23 protein-coding genes and 1 pseudogene are annotated in these 25,287 nt (G+C 54.2%); 4 read left to right on the plus strand and 20 right to left on the minus strand.

Going from position 1 to position 25,287, the window contains the following annotated elements; genetic code table 11:
• Positions 1-330: 330 nt before the first annotated feature.
• The 6 genes from MKY96_RS14760 to MKY96_RS14785 all read right to left on the minus strand — a co-directional run bounded on the left by MKY96_RS14760 (position 331) and on the right by MKY96_RS14785 (position 6,295).
• On the minus strand, positions 331-1,323 hold the full coding sequence (locus MKY96_RS14760) for an aldose 1-epimerase (RefSeq protein WP_340941304.1): 993 nt from the start codon (positions 1,321-1,323) through the stop codon (positions 331-333).
• 82 nt (positions 1,324-1,405) lie between these two features.
• Entirely contained in the window at positions 1,406-2,128 is a 723-nt protein-coding gene (locus MKY96_RS14765; RefSeq protein ID WP_340944578.1) for an MgtC/SapB family protein, read from the minus strand.
• A 240-nt stretch (positions 2,129-2,368) separates the two neighbouring features.
• Positions 2,369-3,160, minus strand: a complete 792-nt coding sequence (locus MKY96_RS14770) for an SDR family oxidoreductase (RefSeq protein WP_340941305.1) — start codon at positions 3,158-3,160, stop codon at positions 2,369-2,371.
• A 278-nt stretch (positions 3,161-3,438) separates the two neighbouring features.
• Positions 3,439-4,233, minus strand: coding sequence for an ABC transporter ATP-binding protein (locus MKY96_RS14775; RefSeq protein WP_076074433.1), 795 nt, complete (start codon positions 4,231-4,233; stop codon positions 3,439-3,441).
• Positions 4,220-5,149, minus strand: a complete 930-nt coding sequence (locus MKY96_RS14780) for an ABC transporter permease (protein WP_340941306.1) — start codon at positions 5,147-5,149, stop codon at positions 4,220-4,222. The genes MKY96_RS14775 and MKY96_RS14780 overlap by 14 nt, the downstream gene beginning before the upstream one ends.
• Positions 5,150-5,218: 69 nt before the next feature.
• Positions 5,219-6,295, minus strand: coding sequence for an ABC transporter substrate-binding protein (locus MKY96_RS14785; RefSeq protein WP_340941307.1), 1,077 nt, complete (start codon positions 6,293-6,295; stop codon positions 5,219-5,221).
• A gap of 326 nt (positions 6,296-6,621) precedes the next feature.
• Here MKY96_RS14785 and MKY96_RS14790 point away from each other — a divergent pair, with 326 nt between their 5' ends.
• On the plus strand, positions 6,622-7,557 hold the full coding sequence (locus tag MKY96_RS14790) for a C40 family peptidase (RefSeq protein WP_340941308.1): 936 nt from the start codon (positions 6,622-6,624) through the stop codon (positions 7,555-7,557).
• Between the two features lie 148 nt (positions 7,558-7,705).
• Here MKY96_RS14790 and MKY96_RS14795 read toward each other — a convergent pair whose 3' ends face one another.
• Positions 7,706-8,041 carry a DUF2500 domain-containing protein gene (locus MKY96_RS14795; RefSeq protein WP_340941309.1) on the minus strand — a complete coding sequence of 112 codons (336 nt, stop codon included), beginning with the start codon at positions 8,039-8,041 and terminating at the stop codon, positions 7,706-7,708.
• A gap of 264 nt (positions 8,042-8,305) precedes the next feature.
• Here MKY96_RS14795 and MKY96_RS14800 point away from each other — a divergent pair, with 264 nt between their 5' ends.
• Positions 8,306-8,680, plus strand: coding sequence for a hypothetical protein (locus tag MKY96_RS14800; protein WP_340941310.1), 375 nt, complete (start codon positions 8,306-8,308; stop codon positions 8,678-8,680).
• 61 nt (positions 8,681-8,741) lie between these two features.
• Positions 8,742-9,614: a YitT family protein gene (locus tag MKY96_RS14805; protein WP_340941311.1), complete on the plus strand. Its 873-nt coding sequence runs from the start codon at positions 8,742-8,744 to the stop codon at positions 9,612-9,614.
• Positions 9,615-10,289: 675 nt separating this feature from the next.
• On the opposite strand, the pseudogene MKY96_RS33925 reads toward MKY96_RS14805, so the two are convergent.
• The 5 genes and pseudogenes from MKY96_RS33925 to MKY96_RS14830 form a co-directional block, all read right to left on the minus strand.
• Positions 10,290-10,585: pseudogene (locus tag MKY96_RS33925) on the minus strand (transposase); the annotation flags it as partial.
• 350 nt (positions 10,586-10,935) lie between these two features.
• Positions 10,936-11,223 carry a stage VI sporulation protein F gene (locus MKY96_RS14815; RefSeq protein ID WP_340941314.1) on the minus strand — a complete coding sequence of 96 codons (288 nt, stop codon included), beginning with the start codon at positions 11,221-11,223 and terminating at the stop codon, positions 10,936-10,938.
• 66 nt (positions 11,224-11,289) lie between these two features.
• On the minus strand, positions 11,290-13,341 hold the full coding sequence (gene recG / locus MKY96_RS14820; RefSeq protein WP_340941316.1) for an ATP-dependent DNA helicase RecG: 2,052 nt from the start codon (positions 13,339-13,341) through the stop codon (positions 11,290-11,292).
• A 15-nt stretch (positions 13,342-13,356) separates the two neighbouring features.
• Complete coding sequence (locus MKY96_RS14825; protein ID WP_340941317.1) at positions 13,357-14,217, minus strand: DegV family protein; 861 nt, start codon at positions 14,215-14,217, stop codon at positions 13,357-13,359.
• A 70-nt stretch (positions 14,218-14,287) separates the two neighbouring features.
• On the minus strand, positions 14,288-16,072 hold the full coding sequence (locus MKY96_RS14830; protein WP_340941318.1) for a DAK2 domain-containing protein: 1,785 nt from the start codon (positions 16,070-16,072) through the stop codon (positions 14,288-14,290).
• Between the two features lie 191 nt (positions 16,073-16,263).
• On the opposite strand from MKY96_RS14830, the gene rpmB reads away from it, so the two are divergent.
• On the plus strand, positions 16,264-16,452 hold the full coding sequence (rpmB, locus tag MKY96_RS14835; RefSeq protein WP_076074411.1) for a 50S ribosomal protein L28: 189 nt from the start codon (positions 16,264-16,266) through the stop codon (positions 16,450-16,452).
• A 173-nt stretch (positions 16,453-16,625) separates the two neighbouring features.
• Here the strand turns inward: rpmB and spoVM are convergent, their stop codons facing one another.
• The 8 genes from spoVM to fmt all read right to left on the minus strand — a co-directional run bounded on the left by spoVM (position 16,626) and on the right by fmt (position 25,284).
• On the minus strand, positions 16,626-16,706 hold the full coding sequence (spoVM, locus tag MKY96_RS14840) for a stage V sporulation protein SpoVM (protein WP_020431362.1): 81 nt from the start codon (positions 16,704-16,706) through the stop codon (positions 16,626-16,628).
• Positions 16,707-16,922: 216 nt separating this feature from the next.
• Positions 16,923-17,591, minus strand: coding sequence for a ribulose-phosphate 3-epimerase (gene rpe / locus MKY96_RS14845; RefSeq protein ID WP_340941319.1), 669 nt, complete (start codon positions 17,589-17,591; stop codon positions 16,923-16,925).
• A 4-nt stretch (positions 17,592-17,595) separates the two neighbouring features.
• The gene (gene rsgA, locus MKY96_RS14850) at positions 17,596-18,501 is read right to left on the minus strand and encodes a ribosome small subunit-dependent GTPase A (RefSeq protein ID WP_340941320.1); all 906 of its coding nucleotides are present in this window, start codon (positions 18,499-18,501) and stop codon (positions 17,596-17,598) included.
• 126 nt (positions 18,502-18,627) lie between these two features.
• Positions 18,628-20,886, minus strand: a complete 2,259-nt coding sequence (gene pknB, locus MKY96_RS14855; protein WP_340941321.1) for a Stk1 family PASTA domain-containing Ser/Thr kinase — start codon at positions 20,884-20,886, stop codon at positions 18,628-18,630.
• Positions 20,883-21,659: a Stp1/IreP family PP2C-type Ser/Thr phosphatase gene (locus MKY96_RS14860; protein ID WP_340941322.1), complete on the minus strand. Its 777-nt coding sequence runs from the start codon at positions 21,657-21,659 to the stop codon at positions 20,883-20,885. The genes pknB and MKY96_RS14860 overlap by 4 nt, the downstream gene beginning before the upstream one ends.
• A 6-nt stretch (positions 21,660-21,665) precedes the next feature.
• A complete protein-coding gene (gene rlmN / locus MKY96_RS14865; RefSeq protein ID WP_036729399.1) occupies positions 21,666-22,706 on the minus strand; it encodes a 23S rRNA (adenine(2503)-C(2))-methyltransferase RlmN in 1,041 nt (346 codons plus the stop codon).
• A gap of 152 nt (positions 22,707-22,858) precedes the next feature.
• Positions 22,859-24,346, minus strand: a complete 1,488-nt coding sequence (rsmB, locus tag MKY96_RS14870) for a 16S rRNA (cytosine(967)-C(5))-methyltransferase RsmB (protein WP_340941323.1) — start codon at positions 24,344-24,346, stop codon at positions 22,859-22,861.
• Positions 24,343-25,284: a methionyl-tRNA formyltransferase gene (gene fmt / locus MKY96_RS14875; RefSeq protein ID WP_340941325.1), complete on the minus strand. Its 942-nt coding sequence runs from the start codon at positions 25,282-25,284 to the stop codon at positions 24,343-24,345. Before fmt ends, rsmB begins: the two co-directional genes overlap by 4 nt.
• Between the last annotated feature and the right edge of the window lie 3 nt (positions 25,285-25,287).

Consider the following 25,287-nt stretch of genomic DNA (forward strand, 5'->3'; position numbering starts at 1 on the left):
TCCTAACTGTTAAAGGAGTAGTATACGCCTTTTAGCTTAAAACCGCCTTAAAATTAAGTAGCCAAATGGGCACAAAACTACAAAAAAGAGCAGCATCCAAACATCAGACACTGCTCTTCTCTCTTTTCTATTCTCATCCCAGCGGGATAGACTGAAAAGGATAATAACTAATTAGGCCAAGGATTGGAGGGGGATTTTGGAACTGTAGGAGCGGTAGCGTCCGCCTTTGTCCCCGGATTTCCACCGCGGTAAGCGGTACAAATCAAGAAATCTGGGGACAACAGCGGCCGGAAGTCCAAATATTCACCGGAATGACGCCTGTGCCTAAGCCTACTTCACGTATATCCGGCTGCTCTCCTCCCAATATTCCCCAGGCTCCAGCCCGAACAAGCCAATTTCATCGGCAGGCAGATCCACCTTCGGGGCGTTCACCAGGTTGATCTGCGGCTCCGGGCAGAAGAAGCCTTCGGTCGCGCCGTTGTTCCAGATCATCCATTGCTTATAGGAGGTGCCCACATCATACACCAGCGTAACTCCGGCCTTACTGTCGGTAAGCTCCATCCGGTTCCGTCCATTCTGGGCGGCTGCGGTGTAGTGGTTGTCCATTGACGCGTAGAACGGATACAATCCTTCGCCGCGCAGAGCCACTTCATCGGCAGTCAGCTCCTGGAATTTGCCGGTTGGCAGCATCCGCTCGTTAAGCTCCCAGCGTTCGCCGATCGTTAGCTTAACACGGTAATCCTGCGCGCTGCTGCCTGGTGCGAACGGAGCATTAATCGCGGTATGGAACGCCAGCAGGCAAGGCATCAGCACATCGCCGTCATTGTGGACCAGCAGCTGCTGGGACAGGCCGCCTTCACCGAGCGTATAGCGCAGCTTGACCGTGTATTTGAACGGCAAATACTGATAGGACGGATGGTTCTCATCCACCTTGATCGCTACAGTAACGAAGCTTTCGCTTGTACCGGTGCCGAATTCCTCTACCTCCCATGCAGCTGTATGTAGGAAGCCATGCAGATGATTGCCGGTCTTAGCCTCGTTGACAGGCAGATGATAGGTCTGTCCATTCCACGGGAACTCTCCATCCTCATAGCGGTTCGGCGGAAATAGCACAGGAATACCGTGAATGCCCGGGTTCGCCTTGAATGCTTCCATCTCTTCCGCGCCAGGCTCATGTAAGAAACGGTAACCGCTCTCAGTATCCCGGAAGCAGATCAGATTCCCGCCGATGCCCGGCAGAATAGCCGCTTCATAACGGCCGGCCTTCAGCCAGACAGCGGCTTCTCCCTCATAGTGTCCTTCAAATGCTGTAATCGGTGTCATTACAATAATCCCCTTCCATATGATCAAAATGACTCTCTCATAGATAGAGTACCACATCTGCCGGAATGGCAACATGCCATTTTTACAGCTGCTCCACTTCGACACTCATGACATGCTCGATTTTTTTCACATCATAATAGATTTCCGTAGCATAATCCTTGTCTGGCGCAGAAACGACCATGTCGATCATCTGCCTGCCATCCTCAAGATCCTTGATCTTCATTCGTCGGATGGTCCGGCCGGTTTTACGTGTTTTGCGCTGGTCGGTAATGACATTCCGCTGCTCAATCTTCTGAATCACATCCGTCAGAATATAATTCGGTTCCATAATGATTTTGATGGAGATCTCGTGCTTGTTCAGGACTTCAGGTCCGATGGCTTTGATAAGCAGCGGAACGGCGTTAACCGCGAACATAAGCAGTATAACCGCGTAACCCGCCTCTACATAAAAGCCCGCACCGACCGCGATCCCGATACCGGAAGCCGTCCAGATCAGCGCCGCCGAGGTCAGCCCGGAGATGGCATCTCCGCCTCTGCGCAGAATAACACCCGCCCCCAAAAAACCGATACCGCTGACAATCTGCGCCGCCAGACGCATCGGGTCCATGTTCGGATGCTCCGGTCCGCCGAATTTGTCATAGGCATGAATGGATACCAGAGTTACCAGACAGCTGGCGATGCTGATGACCATACTGGTCCGGATTCCCAGCGGTTTCTGTTTCAATTGGCGGTCAATGCCGATGAACAGCCCGAACAGCATGGCCACAAGCAGCTTGATGATTGACTCCATATGCAGCAGGTCCATATTCATAATTCATTTTCCTCCTTTCTCGCCCGTCATGGCACATAGAAACAGTATACCTGAAAAACGCTGCAATCTTTACTGAAATTTTCTGCTGCCAGGGTTACAAAAGAAACGGACGCCTATCCCCGCTAACCGGGAGCTTCAGGCAGTACTGCCTGAGGCTTCGGCCAGGAACATCGTCCGCTTCAGAGAAGACTTCACTTATTCCATCATATGAGCGATGAGTGACTTATAGAAGGATTAGCCGTGCAGGAGGGATTCCGCGCCGTCACAGTAGATTTCCGTACCCGTGATGTGATCCGAATCCTCAGAAGCCAGGAACAGCGCCAGCTTGGCCACCTGATCCGGACGCCCCGGCCCCTTCTCCAGCGGCTGCCCGCCATCCGGGAATTCCACTTCAATCTGCACTTCCTTAAGATCATCCGAAGGATAGGTATTATCATCGATATTCGTGGTAATTGCTCCCGGACAGATAGCGTTTACACGAATCTTGTACTGGGCCAGCTCAAGAGCAGCCATTTTCATAAAAGCCACCTGACCCGCCTTGGTCGTACTATAGGCAGAGAACCCGACATTGGAGAATACCCGGTTACCGTTGATCGAGCTGTTGATCAGAATGCTGCCGCCCTTCTCTTTGAGATGGGGGATGGCATACTTGACAGTGGCGAAGGTGCCCCGCAGATTAATCTGAATCGTCTGATCCCAGGACTCGATGTCCATCGTCTCAATCGGTGTCATGGCCCCGTTAATCCCGGCATTGGCGAAGACCACATCCAGCTGTCCCCACTTCTCGATAACCTGCTTCACAGCATGCTCCACCTGCGGCGGATCAGCGATATCGCATTCAAACACTGCAGCTTCCCCGCCCTCCTGCCGGATCTGAGCGGCCACCTTCTCCGCATTCTCCACCGTCCGGTCCAGAAGTGCCACCTTGGCTCCGCTTCTGGCGAACTCCAGCACAGATGCCCGGCCGATGCCCGAGCCGCCTCCTGTAACAATCGCTACCTTGCCTTCCAGTTTCTTCGCAGTCATATGTCCAGTCGCCTCCATTTGGTGTTTGATGTTCAAGTTATGTTCTTTCCCTTAACTTTACCTCTCATACCCGGAAGTGAATCGGACCTTAGCGCCTGGAATGGCAAGTGGAAACGGCTTTGCCGTCCTTTTAAAGGACGGTACCGTTTCAGCGAGAAATAGAAGGATAAGTTATCGTGTGCAACATATAAATTCTTATATTTCAAAAAAAGCTTGACCCGCTGCCGGTTAAACCGGCGGCAGATCAAGCGATAGCGCTAAAGAATAATGATCCTGAATCAGCCCAGCATCATCCGGTCGTCGGCCAGCTTATGGCCGCTGATCGCTTCGAATTCGCCAAGCAGACGCTCAACCGTCAGATCCTTCTTGCGCGTCTCATCGAAATCGAGGATGATGGAGCCTTTATCCATCATGATGAGCCGGTTACCCAGGCGGATCGCCTGATCCATGTTATGGGTAACCATCAGCGTAGTCAGCTTCATCTCACGGACAATGGATTCCGTAAGGGTTGTGATCAGCTCGGCGCGCGAAGGGTCCAGCGCAGCTGTATGCTCATCCAGCAGCAGAATCTGTGGCTGGGTGAAGGTCGCCATCAGCAGGCTCAGCGCCTGCCGCTCGCCTCCTGAGAGCAGTCCCACCTTGGCGCGCAGCCGGTCTTCCAGGCCGATGCCCAGGCGGCTGAGCTGTTCGCGGAACAGTGTGCGTCTGTGCGCATTGACACCCAAGGACAGCCCGCGGGGCTTACCCCGCTTGTAGGCCATGGCCAGGTTCTCCTCAATCGTCATATGCGGCGCAGTCCCGGCCATCGGGTCCTGGAAGACCCGGCCGATCCAGCGTGCGCGCTGATATTCCGCCAGATGGCTAATCGAGCTGCCCTCAATACGCGCTTCCCCCAGATCGGGCTTCATCACACCTGAGATAATATTCATCAGCGTAGATTTGCCGGCACCGTTGCTGCCGATAATCGTTACGAAATCCCCGGCGTTCAGTTCAAGATCAATCCCCAGCAGCGCGACCTTCTCATCCGGCGAGCCGGGGTTGAACAGCTTACATACATTATCAAGCTTTAACACTATCGGCCCCTCCTCTCTGCTTGCTGCGCTGAGCCAGCTCGGCAAGCTCTGCGGTCCGTCTGCGGGCCGTGCTCTTCTGCTTCACATACCGCTGAACCGACGGGAAGACGAGGGCAATAATGACGATAATTGCGGTGATCAGCTTCAGATCGGAAGCCTTGAGCCAAGATACCCGGAGGGCCAGAGCGACAACGATCCGGTACACGATTGAGCCGAGCAGCACAGCCAGTGTCGCCCGGAAGACGTTCTTCGCACCGAAGATCGCTTCCCCGATAATTACCGACGCTAGCCCGATGACAATCATCCCGATTCCCATCGAGGCATCTGCGAAGGTAGAATACTGGGCGATCAGTGCGCCTGAGAGCGCCACCAGCCCGTTCGACAGGCTGATCCCCAGAATGGTTGTTGTATCCGTGTTCACTCCGAAGCTGCGGATCATCCGCGAGTTGTCACCGGTGGCCCGCAGGGCCAGTCCCAGATCGGTACGCAGGAACAGATCCATCAGGATTTTGACCAGCACGACGATAAACGGCATGACCAGCAGAGGATTGATGGAGCTGAATAACGTATCCTCCCCCATCAGGGAGACATTCGGCTTCACCAGAATCCGCAGATTGATCGAATAGAGGGCAATCATCATCAGAATGCCGGACAATAGCCCGTTGATTTTCCCTTTGGTATGGAGCAGCCCGGTACACATCCCTGCCGCCATTCCGCCGAGCAGCGCACATAAGGTCGCCAGCAGCGGAGAATACCCGTTACCGATCATCACTGCGGCAATTGCGCCGCCTGTTGTGAAGCTTCCATCCACTGTCAGATCGGGAAAATCCAGAATACGGAAGGTAATATACACCCCAAGTGCCATGAATGCGTAGAGCAGGCCCATTTCCAGAGCCCCGATTAATGAATTATACATTGCTGACTTCCTCCCTCAAGCGGCAAAGGGCGCCCAGCTCGGACGCACCCTGTTTATGAACTCTGTAGGTTATTGAATAATATTATTGCCCGGATCAGCCACTTCAGCCTTCATAGCATCCGTTACTTCAATTCCCTGTGCTGCCGCCGCCTTGAGATTAAGGACCAAGTCCAACTTCTCTTGCATCGTCACCTTCATATCACCAGGACTTTTTCCGTTCTTAAGCACTTCTACCGCCATTTGGCCGACCTGATAGCCATGATCATAGTATTTGAAGCCTACTGTAGCAAAAGCACCCTTCTCCACCGTATCACGGTCTGCCGAGAAGAACGGAAGCTTGTTGTCGTTAGCCGTCTGGATAATCGCGTCTACGCCACTGACAACGGAGTTATCGAGTGTAATGTACAGCGCATCGACGCGCCCTACAAGCGATTCCGCAGCCTGCTTCACTTCCGAAGTGTTCGTAATCGCCGCCTTCACCAGCTCGATCCCGTGCTTGTCCAGCTCACCCTTGGCGATATCTGCCATAACTACAGCATTGGGCTCCCCTTCATTAATGACCAGGCCCAGCTTCTTCACCTTGGGGAACTGCGTCGCAATGAAGTTCATCAGGCGGGTAATCGACTCCGGATTGGTATCCGATGCGCCTGACACATTACCTCCGGGATGCTCCAGATCACTGACAATCTTGGCATCGAGAGGGTCGGTTACCGCAGCGAACAGAATCGGAGTGTCCTTCACATTCTGTACGACAGCCTGAGCCGAAGGTGTAGCAATCCCCAGCACCAGATCGTTCTTGTCGCCGGCAATCTTCTGGGCAATGGACAGGTTGTTCGCCTGGTCTGCCTGAGCGTTCTGAAGATCCACCTTCAGGTTCTCCCCTTCGACAATCCCTCCATCCTTCAGCGCAGCCAGGAATCCCTCACGGGTAGCGTCCAGTGACGGATGCTCCACGTATTGCGAGATGGCTATCTTATAGGATTTGGCATCGCCGGAGCCTGCATTTGAGGCTGGAGCTTCCGTCGCTGCGGCCGGGGCATTCCCGGTGCCCGCGTCATTCTTCACTGCTGCATTATTGTTCCCGCAACCGGCAGCTACGAGCATCAAGGCCATACTTAGCCCCATCCAAATCTTCTTCGTCTTCATCAGATTACCCCTCTTCTTGTACGGGTTCAGCGCGAGAACCTGGGCTAGCGGTCCAGCATTATCGCTTTCATCTTTAAAAGCATTAAAGCGAAGGCCCGCACCCTGTCCCCATCTGCTCCCCGAATCTATTAAACATATATTATATGTAGGTTGATTTCCCGTCAATCATTTAAGTGAGGTCCATATTTTACAAAATACGCACAATGAGTGTCTCCCCGCTTCAACAATCTGCGGTTTCTCTTGACATTGTTTGCTAAGGCCTGCAGCACATAAAAAAAGCGGTCCTGCACAAACTTACCTTAAAGTTTGAAGATGGAGCGTGCCCCATGCCAATAATCAATCTGCGTACCAGCAAAATTTTATTATCCTCCGCCATCCTTGCTACCGCCATTGCCGGAACAACCGCCTGCACCTACACCAGCAAGGACAGCACTCCCAAGGTTAACTCGCTGACGCCAACCGGAACGTTCGCAGGCAGCTATTATGAGAAGAATTCTTTTACCGACAAGGAAGGCAAGTATTGGATTCCGCTCAAACCGGCTGTCGCTTCCATCGGCTTCCGGATGAAGGATGACACGGCAAGCGGCGGCTATACCAAGCTCGGCTATAGTGATGTCATGTATATGCTGCGGCCGGATTCCAGCCAGGCATTCTCATTAGGCCAGCACATCACCCTTCCCGATGTCCCCGTCCGCCGTGAAGGTCAAATCTATATCACCCCCACCGCCTTGTCCAAGCTGCTGCAGACAGAGGTCGGCTGGAATCCCGGCACCGGCGAGATTAACATCGCAACCCCTTCCGAAAGGGAGAGTACAGAGGACTCCGGCAAGGTGGAGGCTGCAAAGCCGCTGCGGATTCAGAGTGTATCAAATGTGGACACGGGAGAGCTGGTCGCCTATGCCAAGAAATTTCTCGGTGTCCCCTACGATTTCGGTGCTGGCTCCTATGAGGAGACCAAGCGCTTCGACTGCTCGTCCTTTACACGCCATGTCTTTCAGAAATTCGGGGTGGATCTGCCCCGGCTGGCCAAAGATCAGGACAATATCGGCAGACGGGTATCGCGCAGCTCGCTGGAGCCCGGCGATCTGATCTTCTTCACCGTACCCGGACGTTTCGAGAGCGACGCGGTTCCCGGTCATGTCGGTATCTACATCGGCGGCGGGAATTTCATTCACACCTGGGGTGACCCCGGCGTGCAGATCAGTGAGCTGGACAGCGGATACTGGAGCAACGTAATTCTGCACATGCAGCGCGTACTCTAGACCCGGACACAATAAATGCAAGGAAGCTTTCCCGGGCTCGCTCACTTAGCGACAGGTCCGCTTCCTTGCATTTTTTTGCTGCAAATAAATGTTATTCCAAAGGTTACTTCCAGCTCTTCATGCAGAGATTCTCCGTTCGCTTCAACAATCACCCGCTATCCCTCTGCATCCCTGCCCGCACGAATCCTTTGAACCGGCTGCCCTGGTACGACAGCTCCCCCCGGTCCCCCTCAACAATCATGGCATACGCCCTCGGCTTCACTTCAAGCTCTCTGCGGCTGCCATTATGGAATTCAAAGGTCACATAATAACTCGTATGCGTCCCCATATGCCCTCTTCCGCCCCAGACCTCTGTCCGTTTGGCAACAGCCGTAACTACCCTTGATTGCAGAGGGCTGGTCTGGTTCGTCATCCAGATCTTGAGTCCTCTCCAAATCGTGTAAGCAACAACGCCCGCAATCAGCAGCAGAATGAGCTTTAACAAGAATGGCCCCTCCGTGAAAAATCCGCTCTGGCTGCTGGCCGCTGCCGGGTACAAACCGTTAAATACGCCTGCATTATGCAAATTAACTGCTCCTTCCGATCATTTTTTCACAAAAAGTTCAATTTACTAGAGAATACGCAGCGTAGCAGCTCCGGTTTCGTTATTCCTCAGTCGCAGGCCTTGAAATAATAGCGTATTATATTTGGTCCTGCTAAGATCCTATGATATGCTTTAACTACAATTTACAAAAAGGGGGGTGTTCTCATGAGGAGAGATTGGACGCGTCTGACGCTGCTGGATCTGCTGAAGGCTGTGTTTCTTCCGGTGCTGCTGCTGACTTTTCTGATCATGGCCCTCCAGATGCTGCAGGAACAAGAGCCTGAGATGCATTCTGTAAGGCCGGACCGCTATGAGCATAAGCTGGCCCAGCCAGTGCGCGTGCATCATACGCAGATCTATGACACCCAGGCCGTCCGGCTTGCTCCCCGTGAGAACCCGCTGACGCTGGAGTCCGGACCTCCCGGGCTGCTGCTCTGTGTATCGCTGCTCCCCTTCATTTACATTCTGCTGAAGCGGCTGCTGCTGCTTCCGCTGAAATATAATTCACATTTCGTAGGAGTACGGCTGTACGCTGAATGAAGCTGCAAGCGCCGTAATCCGCAACACAAATTCCGGTTTCCTGCTGAAAGGAGGAAATCTTATGAGAGTCAGATATAGAAATGCTGCACCCTTACGTTATTCCAAAACCTTGCGTCTGCTGTCCATTGTAGGCGGAGGATTACTTGCAGCCGTGGGTCTGGAGCTATTCCTTATGCCGCATAAGCTGCTTCCGGGCGGCATTGCCGGATTATCCGCCCTGCTGTCCCATGTGACCGAAATGCGGCTTGGATTATTCCTGTTCCTGTTCAACCTTCCCTTTATTCTGATGTCGCGCAGGCAGATTAATCTCCGCTTTGCCTTGTATACGATGCTTGGCCTGATTTGTCTGACGGCAGGGTCTCTGGCCTTGCACCATTTCCCGGCGGCAATCAGCGAGCCGCTGCCCGCGGCTATTGCCGGGGGGCTATGTCTCGGGTTCGGCCTGGGCATCTCTGTACGCTTCGGAGGGCTGACCGCCGGAAGCGAGAAGCAGAGCGTCCGGCTGCTGAACGGAGGGCCGCCCAAATCGGCTGAGATGCCGATTATGCTGTTCAATATGCTCATCCTGCTCTACGGCGGATCATTATTCGGCTGGGATCAGGCGATGTACAGTATCATTGCGTATCTGCTTGCCTTTGAAGCGCTGCGGTTCTCCTTAAGGGACCTCTCGCTCACGCAGGCGGTCTTTATTACCAGCAGCAAATGCGAGGAGATCCGCCGCAAGCTCCAGCAGTCGCTGGACCGCGAGGTGAAGCTCGTAAGATCCACAGGACCGGAGGGCGAGCCTGGTACGGTCTTCTGCCTGGCAAGCAGGCTGGAGGAAGAACAGCTCGCCTCTATCGTGCATGACTGTGATCAGGATAGCAAGATTGTGATCAATGCCGCGCGGAACAACCGGATTCGTGCTCTGTTCCGCAATAAGCCGCCCGGCTGAGCTGGTGCCTTCCAGGGCGGCGAAACGGATGAATTAACTACCTTCGCGCGAACACAATGTATGCTGTTTTTCACATACATTTAGACCGTATGCCTGTTTGAGAACATAATGTATGCTGTTTTTCACATACATTTGGTCCATATGCCTGCTTGCGAGCACAATATATGCTGTTTTTCACATACATTTGTTTCAAATGCCCCTCTACTATCCACAAATCTACACTCACCTTTTCCACAGCAGCAGGAAACTATAGTTTCCTATATAACAAGTAAAAAGGAGCTGTCCCAAAAGCCGTGAAATGGCTACTTGGGACAGCTCCTTTTTGAGTGAGGAATAGGATCAACGTGAGCACTTGGGTGGACGCTCCGCGAACGGACCGTTGTTACAATCGCTGTGGTCTCCAGATTTTATTTATTTCCCTGATCGGTAAAAATCCGCAGACTGCTGATGCTTCCGAAGCGAGCTTTCCTGAGGAAAGCTTTCAGGCGACCGCTGTCGCTTTTCCACAATCGTTCCGTCCTCTCCGCTGTTTAAGCGGGATACGAAACACCCAAACCTTTTAAGTTCCTGCTTCGATCAACAAAACCTATATCTTATTCAAACTTAACATGCAATTGGTCATTTGCAGCTTGGTTTAATACATTATGGGCACGCTGCCGTGCTTGTTCCATGTGCGGCTGTAAATACGGTTTCGAGAACGGTCTTCATCCGCTGGGAACAGAAACGATTCAAAGTACGAAAGTCTGGCCGCTGCCGTCCGGCGAGCCACATGAAGAGGAGGTTCTCCCGGACGGATTGGCGATTTGACGAGAAGAATAGATTCGCTGGGTGTAGGCGTAAATGATGACTTTGATCAGCATTTTGGGATGGTAGCTGTCACGGCCACCACCAGGGTAGGCCGCGTCAAAGATGGCGTCATCCAGCCGATGAACTGCGGCATTCACGACACGAACGAGGTGATGTTCAGGAATATCTTATTCAAGATCCATTGGCAAGCAAAGTTGGTCCATGGTCCATTTCCCGCTTAAACAGCGGAGAGAACGAAATGACCCGCGGAAAAGCGATAGCGGTCGCCTGAAAGCTTTCCGCAGGAAAGCTCGCTTCGGAAGCATCAGCAGTCTCCGGATTTTCACCGCTAAGGGGAATGAAAAAAATTCTTACGAGCACAGCGATTGTAACAACGTTTCGTTCGCGGAGCGTCCTCACCGAGCGTAAACGTCCATCCAACCCCAAAACAAGGGGTGCCCCAGCCAGTTCATGGCTATGGACATCCCCTTTTTGGATTACAAACCTATCGGAGATTCCTGAATCCCGCTATTTGTCAGCGGAACATCCCCCATAAGCGGATCAGGTGAAACGTATTGTTCGGATCAATCTTTTGGGCAATGACGAATTTCACAATTTGTTCTTCCTGTGCGTTCGTCAGCTTCTCATGCATCACCGCCGAGGCATTACGCACCAGCTTGCGCACGACTGCTGTATCCTGCAGCTCCTGTTTGGAGATGCCGGTAATCATATTCTTGACGCGTTCCTTGACCGCCGAATTCTTCATCTTCAGCTTGATGCGATCCACCAGCTGGGGACTGATTCCATATTGCTGATAACCCAAGTACAGCACCTCCTGTCATATCCAATCATTCACAGTATATGAGGGCAGGTGCCCGGATGTGCCTGTTCAGTCAATTAAATCCCCCTGGAAAATTTGTTCCTGCTGTAAATACCCGCGCAGCGGCGCAACATCCGCCGAGGTCCAGAATGAAGCCTCCCGCAGCAACTCAGCGGCATCATCGCGCGCCTGCTCAAGCGTCTCGAAGTCAGCAGTCATATCCGCCAGACGGAATTCCGGCAGGCCGCTCTGCTTCGTCCCGAAGAAATCCCCCGGTCCCCGCAGCTCCAGATCCCGCCTTGATACCTCGAACCCGTCATCCGTATCTGTCATCGCGGTCATCCGCTCGCGCCCGATCTCCGACTTCGGATCAGCCATCAGCACACAGTAGGAAGCATGCTCCCCTCTGCCGACCCGGCCGCGCAGCTGATGCAGCTGAGACAGCCCGAAGCGGTCAGCGTCCATGATGATCATCAGCGTAGCATTCGGGACATCGACACCGACCTCTACGACCGTTGTAGACACCAGAAGCTGCAGTTCGTTACTGTAGAAGTTCCGCATGACTTCATCCTTCTCAGACGGCGTCATTCTCCCGTGAAGCAAGCCCACCTTATAGTCCGGAAAAGCCTGCGACATCTGCACATGCAGATCAATCGCATTCTGCACATCCAGCTTCTCCGACTCCTCAATCAGCGGACAGATCAGATAAGCCTGCCGCCCCTGCCCGATCTCGCGGCTGATCAGGTTCATCACCCGCTCCATCAGATCCGGCTTCACCCAGTAGGTGGTGATCGGCACACGCCCCTTCGGCCGTTCGGACAGCGTAGACACATCCATATCGCCAAAGACAGTGATCGCCAGCGTCCTCGGAATCGGAGTGGCGGTCATCGTCAGCACATCCGGGTTGTACCCCTTGCGCCGCAGAACACTGCGCTGGTTCACCCCGAAGCGGTGCTGCTCATCCGTAACCACAAGCCCCAGGCTGCGGAAGAAGACATCCTCCTGAATCAGCGCATGGGTTCCGACAACCACATCCAGCATCCCCATCTGTAGAGAGGCCAGCAGGTCCTTCCGTTTACGGCCGGACACGCTCCCGGTCAGCAAGCCCACGGTGATGCCGAACGGCTCGAACATCCTCGTGAGCGAGCGCATATGCTGCTCTGCCAGGATTTCAGTCGGGACCATCAGCGCACCCTGAAATCCGGATCTTACAGTCGCGTAGAGCGCAATCGCTGCGAGTACGGTTTTGCCGGAGCCCACATCGCCTTGAAGCAGCCGGTTCATGCAATACCCTGAACGCATATCCTGCAGAATCTCAAGCTCCACATGCTTCTGGGCATCAGTCAGCTCAAACGGCAGGCTGCGCACGAATTGTCTTACGGTTGCATTGTCCACCGTATGAACCACACCATCCATCCGGCCGCGGTTCAGCACGCGGAAGGCTTGTACCTTGAGCTGGAACAGAAACAGCTCCTCATACACCATCCGGCGTCTTCCCTGCTGCCCCTCGCGCGTATCCTCCGGCTGATGGATCGTGGCAATGGCCCGCTTGCGTGACATGAAGTCATATTTGCGCATAATGCTGTGCGGCAGAATCTCCGGGATCAGGTCCCCGTACTGCTGCAGAGCCTGGCCAATAATTCGGCGGATCCAGGACTGTGTAATCTTGCCCCCGATTGAGTATACCGGTTGCAGTGTTCCCGTCTTGCCTTCGCCCCGGTCCGGGAATTCATAGTTAGTCACCGTAATCTGATTGCGCTTCTGGTCCCACTTCCCCGTAAGCACCACTTCACGGCCGACCGTCAATTGTTCACGCGCATAATGCTGGTTGAACCATGTAGCAGTGAACATCCACGGCTCTGCCACCATCTTGCAGCTCATGCGGGACTTGCCCCCGAAGCGCTGGAGCACCGGAATACCGATGACCTTGGCTACTACGGTCGCCTTATCGCCGTGCTTGACCTCACTGAGAGATTTCGGACGGAAATCCTCATACCGGAAAGGGTAATACTCCAGCAAGTCCTTCACTGTAAAGACGCCAAAGGCGTGAAGCTCACTTTGCTTTTGAGCGCTCACGCCAGTTATTTGTTTCACTTCAATTGAATCCAAAGTAAGCACCATGTTCATCCCCTATACTTAGGCGGGCCAGATGAATACGGCTAAGGTTCCGTTCCCGACATGGCTGCCCACGACAGGGCCGACATTGGTCAGAACCTTCTCTTTCAAGGTGAAATGTCCGGCTAATTCCCGCAGGAACTCTTCGCCGGAAGCCGGTTCAGCTGTATGACCCACGGCCACATGTATTGTATTCACACCCGGCAGATCTGCCTTGAACAGCTCGATCATGCGGGCGACTGCCTTCTTACGTCCCCTGACCTTCTCTACCGCATAGATAATGCCTTCCGCATCAATGGACAGGATCGGCTTGATATTGAGCAGCGTACCCAGGATGGCCGATGCCTTGCCGATTCTACCGCCCTTTTGCAGATATTCCAGTGTATCCACAAGGAAATACAGCTTGCGGGATTGGCGCAGACTCTCCACCTTCGCCAGAATCTCAGCAGGAGCATGCCCCTCTTCCGCCAGCCGGGCGGCTTCCACGACCATGAACCCGAAGCCGTAGGAGGCGGAGAGGCTATCTACCACGGTGATAGCTTCTCCCTCCTCTTCCAGCATGGATTTGGCCATGACAGCAGACTGGTAGGTGCCGCTTAAGCCGGAGGAGATGTGGAAGGACAGGATTGAGCTGCCCGGATGCTGCTCCTGTATACGGCGGTACACATTCATATATTCTACAGGAGACGGTTGCGAAGTGGTCGGCAATTGCGGCGAGCGGGGAAGACGCTCGTAGAACTGTTCCGGAGTCATATCCACATTATCCCGGAATGCCTCTTCGCCGAACATCAGCGTCAGCGGAACGACTTCAATGCCGTACTGCTCCGCCAGAGCAGGCGGGATATCGGAGGTGCTGTCGGTAACGATTACGGTACGATTCATATTGTTCCTCCCCATACTATGATTTGGCTGTTCCACTCTGCTTGATTAGGGCACTTAAGAGTAAGAGATTCTAAGGCTCAACTGAGAAAAGATAATAGTACAGCGGCTGGCCGCCTTCATGAATCTCTACCTCAACCTGCGGGTACGTCTCTTCCAGCCAGCTCCCGAGGGCATCCGTAATATCCGCCTCGGTGTCTGCACCGGTCAGCACAGTAACGATCTCATCACCATTCACCAGCATGCTTGACAGCAGCTGCTTGCTGACCGTAAGCAAATCATCGGCAGCTGCAACAATCTTGGAGCTCTCGATGCCGATATACTGACCGGATTTGATCTCCAGATTCTCCATCACGGTATCCCGTACAGCATTGGTAATCTGTCCGGATTTGACCTGGGCAATCGCCTCCAGCATATTGCTGGTGTTGGTATCAACCGCATCCTCTTCCTGGAAGGCAAAGGCAGCCGAGATCCCCTGGGGGATACTCTTGCTTGGAATCACTGTAATCTCACGTTCGCCCTCCAGCAGCTCCTTGGCCTGCTGCGCAGCCAGGACGATATTGGAGTTATTCGGCAGAATGTAGATATGCTTCGCCGAAATGGAAGAGATCGCATTCACGAAATCCTCTGTGCTGGGATTCATCGTCTGGCCGCCGGCCAGGATCGCATCGACACCCAGACTGCGGAAGATATCCGAGATTCCGTCTCCCGAGGAGACCGCAATGAAGCCGTACGGCGCCAGATCATCCGCAGGAGGAACCGCCGGCGCCTGAACGCTGGCCTTCTCTTCCGGGATATCGGCGAAGACATCCGGCATCGGTGCGATGTCCATACCGGCAGTCAACAGATCGCGGTGCTGCTCACGCATGTTAAGGATGTGAATCTGGGTAATCTCCCCGTGGACGAGCGCCAGGTTAAGTACCTCTCCGGGAGTCTTGGAATGCACATGCACCTTGATTGTCTCATCATCTGAGATGACGATGATAGAATCCCCGTTAACTGATAACGCTTTCCGAAAAGCTTCCTCATCAAAATCCGCTTTCACGGCTGCGCCAAGCTGACGGTTAATGAAAAATTCCATATCATATAAAAATTCAATGTCTTCCGTATGGAGCTGTGATTGCGCGGAAGACTGTACGGAGGACAACGCATGCTCAGGTTTGGTTAGCAGCGGCGCCGGCACAGCTACAGGGGCCGCTGCTTGTCCTTGCACAGGAGTCTGTACAGGTGCTGAGACTGCTCCGCTGGTCAGATGCTGGTGGAAGCCTTCATAGATGTAGACCAGACCCTGGCCACCCGAATCCACCACGCCCACCTGCTTCAGCACAGGCAGCAGCTCAGGTGTATGCGCCAAGGCTTCCTTGGCTTTGGCCAGGACTTCGGTCATCAGCTCGATAATATCCGTTGTGCGGCGTGCATAATACACTGCATGTCTTGCAGCTTCCTTGGCAACCGTAAGAATGGTGCCTTCAACCGGCTTCACCACTGCCTTATAGGCGGTATCTACCCCGGTCTGCAGTGCTGCAGCGAACTGCTGTGTATTAAGCTCATCATATTGGGCCGCATAACGTCCAAGACCTCTGAACAGCTGTGACAAAATAACGCCGGAGTTCCCCCGCGCGCCCATCAATAGTCCCTTCGACAGCACTCCCGCACATTGACCGACAGAGGCTGTGTTGTTTCTCTTCAATTCGTTCGCGCCTGCGGTCATGGTCAGATTCATGTTCGTGCCCGTATCGCCATCCGGCACCGGAAACACATTCAATGAATTGACATGCTCGGCATGCTGCTGCAGCATTTCCGCACCGGCTAGTACCATTGCGGTAAAATCTGTCCCGTTTATAGAACGCTTACTCAATGAGAATTCCCCTTCCTAACTTCATGCCTAATCAATTCGATGATCAACTGGACATAATGCACTAATTTATATTGTACTATAAGAGTCTACAGAAATAAATGTTTTTGAATCGGTTGACGAAGCAATTTTTGCTGTGATATGATATTCAAGTATTGTTTTACGCAGGTGTAAGTAACAAGGAGGTGTAATCTATGTCCCGCACATGTACAGTAACAGGCAAGAAACCGGGCAGCGGTAACCACGTGTCTCACGCTAACAACCGCAACCGTCGCTCTTGGGGAGTTAACGTTCAGAAGGTTCGTATCCTGGTGAACGGCAAACCGAAACGCGTGTACGTCAGCACCCGTGCTTTGAAATCCGGTAAAGTTGAACGCGTCTAGTATCCGGTCATTGCCGGGCCTAGCGGTATCTCATACCAAGTAGAAACGGACATGCCGTCCTTTCATAGACGGTATCCGTTTCAGCGAGAATAGAAGAGATATTATATTTGTAGCAAAAAGCACCCTTTACATTCGTAAGGTGCTTTTTTTCATATTTACTTGTCTTCTTTAACCTAACTCTTCTGAAACGTGTTCAAAATCGCTTTAACAAAACCTCCCAAAAATCTTGGCAGCTTGAACGTATAAAATTTCATAGTTAACCCTCCCATCAATTCATGCCGTGCAGTAGGAGACTATCCTGTCTAGATGAAGAATATACCATCGATTGCAGACCTCTGCAAAAAAGGCTACATGAGATTTCTGCTCATGTAACCATATTTATGCGACCACAACTTGGCCTATACCTTCCGTATGCGAATGCAGCAGATTGAGGGTCAATTCGTTCCATAGTAAATGGGCGTCATCACCTATTACCGGACAGCGCTGTCCGCCGCCTCTCGAATGGCCCTGATCGCTCCTGCGCGGTCGCTGCGGCCGAACACTGCATTACCTGCCACAAGCACATCCGCCCCTGCTCCAGCTACAAGCGGTGCCGTAGCTTCGGCTACTCCGCCGTCTACCTCGATAAGCAGACCCTTGTGATGGATCTCTTCAGCCCACTCCCGGAGCTGCGTAATCTTATGCAGGGTGCGCGGAATGAAGGCCTGCCCGCCGAAGCCCGGATTGACGGTCATCACAAGCACCATATCGACATCCTCCAGGACCTCACGCACCGCAGCAGCCGGCGTAGCCGGATTAATGGCCACCCCTGCCATCAGGCCGAGCTCCTTGATCTGATGGATTACACGATGCAGATGTACGCAGGCTTCGGCGTGTACCGTAATCACAGAAGCGCCCGCTGCCGCAAAATCAGCGATATAGCGTTCCGGGTTCTCAATCATTAAATGTACATCCAGAGGTAAAGAAGTATGGGATCTCACCGCGGACACAATCGCGGGACCCAGCGTAATATTCGGCACAAAATGTCCGTCCATCACATCTACATGAATCCAGTCCGCACCGCTGGCTTCCGCTTCGGCCACCTCTGCGCCCAGCGCTGCGAAATCTGCTGACAATATGGAAGGAGCAATTTTCACCATAAGTTTAGTACCTCCGCTTTTTATCTTTCATTTCATTAAAGAACAGCTTGTAATGCTCGTAACGGCTATCTGCAATATCCCCGGACTTCAAGGCTTCTATCACCTTGCAGCCCGGTTCGTGCAGATGGCTGCAGCCGCGGAATTTGCAGTTCTCCGCATAAGAGGCGAACTCCCGGAAGCACACGGACAGCTCATCCACTCCCAGCTCCAGGAAATCCAGCTGGCTGAAGCCCGGAGTGTCGGCCACAAATCCTCCATTACCTATATCCATCAGCTCTACATGGCGTGTGGTGTGCCGTCCGCGCCCGAGACGAAGGCTGATCTCTCCTGTCTCCAGCGCCAGGCCCGGTACAAGGCGGTTGAGCAGTGTGGACTTCCCTACGCCCGACTGTCCCGAGAAGACGCTGATGATACCAGCCAGACGCTGACGCAGCTCATCCGCCCCTGATCCGTTCAGCGAGCTTGTGACCATGACCTCGTAACCAATCTGCTCATATAGAGCTTTGACGGCTTCCGTAGCCTGCCCTTCATCATCAGCCAGATCCTGCTTCGTGAGCACAATCAGTGTCTCCAGGCTGGAATGCTCGATATGAACCAGGAACTTGTCCAGCAGATTAAGATTCATATCCGGCTCCCGTACGGAGAACAGCAGCACCGCGAGCTTCACGTTAGCCACCTGCGGGCGGATCAGCTCCGATTCACGGGGAAGCAGCTCATCTACCATACCCTCTCCGTTCTCGGTCAGCACATAGATTACCCGGTCACCCACCAGCGGCGCAATTCCTTTCTTCTTCAGAATGCCGCGCCCCCGGCACTGTACCGCCTCTTCCTCCGTTACAATCTGTTCATCCTTGAGCGGCTTAACATAGTAATATCCGCTTAACGCTTTGATTATGATTCCTTCAGGCATACATGCTGAGCCTTCCTCTCCTGTATATTTACGCAAATGACCCAAGTGTGTAGAACCCCGGGTCATTTCGCTGCTTCAGCCCTGCCCGTATTCCCGGCAGCCCGGCTGAAGCTTATCTCTGTTCTATTATTTATGGCCTTTATCTTTGCCTGGCTTGTTGTCAGAGCCCTTACCGTTACCCTTACTATTGCCATTGCTGAGGGCGGAAGCCAGCTCATTGTTATTCTGTCCGTTACCCGGAACATAACCCGTCTGGTCCGTCTCGCCCGTTACCTCTCCGTCTCCGGTGTCCGGCGGAATAATCGCCGGCTCTGCTGTCGGGTCAGGAGCTGGAGTCTCAGTAGGCTGAACAGGCTCGGTAGGAGCAACCGTCGGTGCAGGCGTCTGAGTCTCCACCGGAGGCGGTTCAGGCTGCTGCACCGTGTTATTTTTAACATCGACATAAGTGATCGGATAAGTCTCCAGGAACTCCCCGTCACGGTATACAGATACCATGCCGTCTTTGTTAGGGGCAAGCAGCATGTTCACAGATAAGATCTGACTCTTGCCGATGGTGCGTGTGCCCCATTCCTGATTCTCGCCATTGTTGCGCGCATCTGCAAAGACAATGCGGATCTTGCTCTTCTTGCCTTCTGCAACTGGTGCAACCGGAACATTGAACGTAAATTCCAGAGCCTCCGGCGGGTACCCTGTGCTGATGTAGATCGTAATCTTCTCGCCTGGAGGGACCAGATCCCCTGCCTCATAGGCCCACTGCTTCGTAACCTCACCCTTCTTGTAAGTGAAGCTTGGCTCTTCCTTGACCGCATCCAGCACTAGACCTACACTCTCCAGCGCAGCCTTGGCTTCCTTCTCCGTCTTCCCGATGAGATCCGGCATCTGGGTGCTCTCTTTGCCTTTGCTCACGATCAGCTTGACGGTTACCGTCTCAGGATCATATTCAGTGTCTGCGGCAGGCTCAGAGCTAATGACCTTACCCTTGGCAAATTCCTCACTGAAGCGTTCATCAGGAGTGATTCTGCTCTGGGCTATGCCAAGCGCGATTAACTCCTTGACCGCATCGTCATAACTCAGGTTAGAGACATCCTTAAGCTTGGGAAGCACCTTGGCTGCACTTACCGTCAGAATAATATGAGTTCCTTCTTTGACCATCGTATTGGTCTTGTTCTGCTTCCAGACAATATTCTCTTCGAAATTAGGATTATACTCAACCAGAGCGGGCTCCTCGGCAAACAGGCCCACAGCCTCAAGCTCGGCCTTGGCCTCCTGGAAGGTCTTCCCCGTCACCGCAGGCACCGAGACTTCATCGACCGACAGCTTGGAATTGACATACCAGACGATTCCGGACATGGCGATTAACACGACCAGCGTAAGGCTGATCCACAGCGCTGCACGGCCCTTGCGCTTCACAGCAGCTGGCGGAGGAGCTTCCTCCATACTGCGGATTCGTTCCTCTCCGCCGCCACGGCTGCTTAGCCCGCGCTGCAGCGGCTTGATCGCCGGAATGATGCGTGTTCTGTCCTCATCATCATCGTCCTGGAACAGCATCTTGGCTTCGCTGCGCCGTTCAGGCAGCAGACAGGTCTCCAGATCCTGCAGCATTTGCTTGGCAGACTGGTAGCGCTCCTCCGGGTTCTTGCGCATCGACTTCAGGATTACATTCTCCACGCTTTGCGGAATCAGCGGATTCAGCAGTCGCGGCTCCTCGAATTCCTCCTGCAGATGCTTCAGCGCCACGCTGATCGGACTCTCCCCTAAGAAAGGCAATACACCTGTAAGCATCTGATACAGTACGATGCCCAGGGAGTAGAGGTCCGACTTCTCGCCTGTAGTTACGCCCTTGGCATGCTCCGGAGAGAAATAGTGCACAGAACCGACCACAGAGCCTGTCTGGGTAATCGTCGTGGAGGTAACGGCCCGGGCGATCCCGAAGTCGGTAACCTTAACCCGCCCGTTACGTCCAATCAGAATATTATGAGGCTTAATATCGCGGTGAATAATCTGGTTCATATGCGCATGATCCAGCGCATCACAAATCTGCGAGGCAATCCGCACGGATTCATCCACCTGCATCGGTGCCCGCTCTTTGATAATCTCATTCAGGTTCTTGCCTTCAATATATTCCATAACGATATAATGGACTTCATCTTCCTGGCCGACATCGTATATGCTGACTACGTTGGGATGAGATAATGATGCAGCTGATTGCGCCTCCCGCCGGAACCGGCGGATGAATTCCTCATCATGCACAAATTGATTGCGCAGTACTTTGATAGCAACATTCCGGTTAAGCAGAATATCATGGGCTCTATAGACAAGCGCCATGCCTCCTCCGCCGATCCGTTCGATGACTTGGTAACGGCCGCCCAATTCGTGACCGATCATCTTTCCCACTCCTTTGTCTCGGGCACTGCGGCCTCTCCTTGGTGTTCCAGCATAGCAACGCTTATATTATCGCTGCCGCCCGCAAGCAATGCCAGTTGAAGTAATCGCTCTGCTCTTTCTTCCAGAGATATTTCATTAATTCCGGCTACCTTGCCCAGATGCTCCAGACTGACATAATTGCTGAGTCCATCACTGCACAGCAGCAGGAGCTCACCAATTGCAAGCGTAACATATGCCAGATCCGCGGATACCACTGTATCCGTCCCCAGCGCCCTGGTAAGCACATTGCGGCGCGGATGATTATCCAGCTCCTCCAGACTGATCTGGCCGTTCCTGAACAGCTCATTCACCAGCGTATGGTCCTCGGTTAGCTGCCTGGCTTCACCGTCCCGGATCAGATAAGCCCTGCTGTCTCCGATATGGCCGATATAGCCTGCCGACCCTTTCAGCAGTGCAGCAACGATGGTGGTCCCCATATTATGGAGCTTCTCATCGCTCTGAGCTTCTCTGTGAACTGTGTTATTGGCTTCCATGATGGCGGTAGTCAGCGCTTCCTTCAGCTCTGCCTCCGGAAGATCAGGCTCCAGCTGGTCCAGAATACCCCTGACCGTCTCAAGTGCAAGCCTGCTCGCGGTATCGCCAGCCTGATGTCCCCCCATTCCGTCGGCAATAATGCCGAGGGTATAACCGTGGCGCGTAGCGCCGATCCAGACTGAATCCTCATTGACGGTACGTACCCGGCCAATGTCGCTGGCTTGAACTGTTCTGATCAAATATCCTCACCCCAACTCCATATGTTTGGCGCGCAGCTGCCCGCATGCGGCCGCAATATCATGGCCCTGCTCACGGCGGATGGTAACATTCACGCCATGATCGGCCAGTATACGCTGAAATTCAAAGATATCATTGCGGGAAGTCCGGACATACTTGCGCTCAGGCACATGATTGACCGGAATCAGATTCACATGGCAGAGCATGGTCTTGAGCACACCCGCCAGCTCCTCTGCATGCTCCTTCTGATCATTCACGCCGCCAATCAAGGCGTACTCGAAGCTGATCCGGCGGCCTGTCTTAGCCTGATAGTAGCGCAGGGACTCAATTACATCGTCGAACGGATAACGGCGGTTCACCGGCATCAGCTTGGAACGGAGCGTATCGTTAGGAGCGTGAATCGAGATCGCCAGATTAATCTGTGTATCTTCATCCGCGAATTTGTAGATGTTCGGCACAATTCCGCTGGTGGATACGGTGATATGGCGCTGGCCAATATTCAGGCCCTTCTCATGGATCATCAGACGCAGGAATCTCATGGTTGCATCATAGTTCTCGAAGGGCTCGCCTGTACCCATAATGACAATGCTGCTTACACGTTCGCCGCGCGCATCAAGGATCTGCTGGGAACGGACAACCTGGGCAACGATCTCCCCTGCAGTCAGGTCCCGCTTGAGACCGCCAAGGGTAGAGGCACAGAAGGTACAGCCGATCCGGCAGCCTACCTGGGTGGTCACACACACACTGTTGCCGTAATTATGCTTCATAATAACTGTCTCAATCGCATGATCATCATGCAGACCGAACAGGAATTTCACGGTGCCGTCCTTGGACTCCAGCTTCGTAATCTCGGTGAGTGCCGATATACTGAACTGATCAACCAGCTTGGCTCTGAGTGCCTTGGAGAGGTTGCTCATGGATTCGAAGTCATTGACCCGCTTCACATACAGCCAGTCAAAGATCTGCCCGCCGCGAAAAGCCGGCTCTCCGTTGTCCTTGGCCCATTGCTGCAACTCTTCTAAAGAAAAATCATATATTAAAGGTTTCATTGTATTTTTGCACCTGTGCTTTCATAAATTATATGCGTATTGTTTCTCATTCTTCCTATTTTAACACAAAACTCAGAACCGGTAAAAGAAAAGCCCGCCGCGCGGAGGATTCTGCGGGCGGGAAGCTGTAGTCCTGAAGCACAATCACTATATTACAAGAGTCGCTCCAGCCGGGCAATATAGAAGCCGTCGCTGCCATAATGATGCGGGAGCAGCTGTATGCCGTCACCGGCAGCAAGCGCGGTTCCTTCCAGCCGCTCCCAGACGGCTGACTTGAAGCTGACCTGCGCGAAGCCGGGATTGCGCTCCAGGAAAGCAGCGACAACCCGGCTGTTCTCCGCCTGCTCGGTAGTACACGTGCTGTAGACCAGCACGCCTCCCGGCTTCAGCAGCCCGGAGACCGATTGCAGCAGCTCAAGCTGCAACGCAGCTACGCTGGCAATATCCTCCGGCTGCTTGCGCCATTTCAAGTCAGGCTTGCGGCGGATGACCCCAAGCCCCGAGCAAGGAGCGTCCAGCAGAATCCGGTCATAGGATTCCGGCTGGAGGGCTGCACCCAGCTCCAGGGCATCCCCGCTTGCGGTGGTAATGCATTCCAGGCCGAGGCGTGCTGCCTGCTCGGCAATCAGCCCCGCTTTATGCTCATGCAGGTCATTGGCCAATATGGAGCCTTCGTCCTTCATCAGCTCGCCCATATGGGCGCTTTTGCCGCCGGGGGCAGCGCAGCAGTCCAGCACCTTCATCCCGGCTTCGGGAGCGACAACCTCGGCTACCAGCATCGAGCTCTCATCCTGAACGGACAGATAGCCGTCCCGGTACCAGGAGGTCAGCGCCAGATTGCCGCCGCCTCTGATGACCAGCCCGGCAGGACTCACCTTCGATTCTGCGGCATCCAGACCGGCTTCAAGCAGTTCTGCCAGCATGGCCTCCCGGCTAATCATCGTTGTATTGACACGCACACTGACTGCGGGCGGCTCATTGTTCGCCGCACACATGGCTTCTGCCGTATCCGGGCCGTATTCCGCCGACCAGCGCTGCACCATCCACAGGGGATGGGAGTGCAGGATGGAGATCCGCTCTTCCCGGCTCAGCCCCTCAGGCAAGACCGGCAGCTCTCCCGCCCGCAGCACACTGCGCAGCACGCCATTGACCATACCCGAGATGCCCTGATGGCCGCGTCGCTTGGAGATATTCACAGCCTCGTTAACGGCTGCATGCGAAGGAACCCGGTCCAGATACATGATCTGGTACAGGCTTAACCGCAGCAGGCTCCGTACCCAGGGCTCCAGCTTGGCCATCCCTTTGCTGACGAAGCTGCTGAGGACATAATCGAGGGTAATCATCCGTGAGAGGGTTCCGTACACCAGCTCTGTAGCAAGTCCCGTATCCTCCCGGCTGAGGTCCGCTTTCTGGAGGCTGCTTCCCAGCAACAGGTTACTGTAAGCACCCTGTTGCTCTACGCGCACCAGAATATCAAGAGCAACCTCACGCGCAGAAGCTGGCGCAGCAGGCTTGCCGCCCGGCCGATTCCGGCCCGCTCCGCCGGTTCTGCCGGGGGCAGACTTTGTGCCGGAGGCCGCAGGCTGATTGCCGGAAGTACGCGGACGCGGTCCGCCGCCTCCCTTACCGCCCGCGCTCAACCGAGCACCGTGCCGGGTGCAAGCGTTGCACCACGGCTGAAGTCGGCTGCGCTCATGGCTTTTTTGCCGGCAGGCTGGACGCTTGTAAGCCGCAGCGTCCCGTCACCGGTCTTCACCTCAACGCCGCGTTCACTCACGGACAGCACGGTGCCCGGAGCCGTGCTACCGCCCGGCTGTTCCTCCGCCTGCGGCTTCACCGCCGCCCATGCCTTGAAGGTCTCGCCGTTCCACAGGGTGAACGCACCCGAGAACGGCACCAGGCCGCGAATCTGGTTGTATAGCTCCAGCGAGCCCCGGCTCCAGTCGATCCGTTCATCTTCCCGGTTTAGATTCGGCGCATAGGTTGCTTCACTGTCATCCTGCACGGCAGCTTCTACACGGCCGGCAGCCAGTCGCGGCATCTCTGTCTTGAGGAGCTCCCGTCCGGCCACGCTTAGCTTCTCGAACAGCGTGCCTGAAGTATCGTCATCCTCTATCGCTACCTCCACCCGCGAGATCATATCTCCGGTGTCCAATCCTTCCGCCATATACATCAGCGTCACACCGGTCACCTTCTCGCCGTTCATGATACAGCGCTGTATCGGAGCACCGCCCCGGTACTTGGGCAGCAGTGAGCCATGAACATTCACACATCCGTTCGCCGGCAGCTCCAGAACGCTCTTCGGAAGAATCTGTCCATAAGCGGCGGTAACAATCAGATCCGGCTCATAGGCCGCCAGCTCAGCCACCGATTCAGGGCGGCGCAGCCGTTCGGGCTGCAGAACCGGCAGTCCCAGCTCCAGTGCAGCCGCCTTCACCGGGGATGGGGCCAGCGTCTTCTTGCGGCCTTGCGGCCGGTCCGGCTGAGTCACCACAGCCACTACCTCATAGCCCTCTTCTAGCAGCATCCGCAGGGAGGGGACTGCAAAGGCCGGTGTTCCCATGAACACTATTCTCATTTC

It is taken from the genome of Paenibacillus sp. FSL R7-0302 (genome assembly GCF_038006885.1).
GTDB lineage: Bacteria > Bacillota > Bacilli > Paenibacillales > Paenibacillaceae > Paenibacillus_AQ.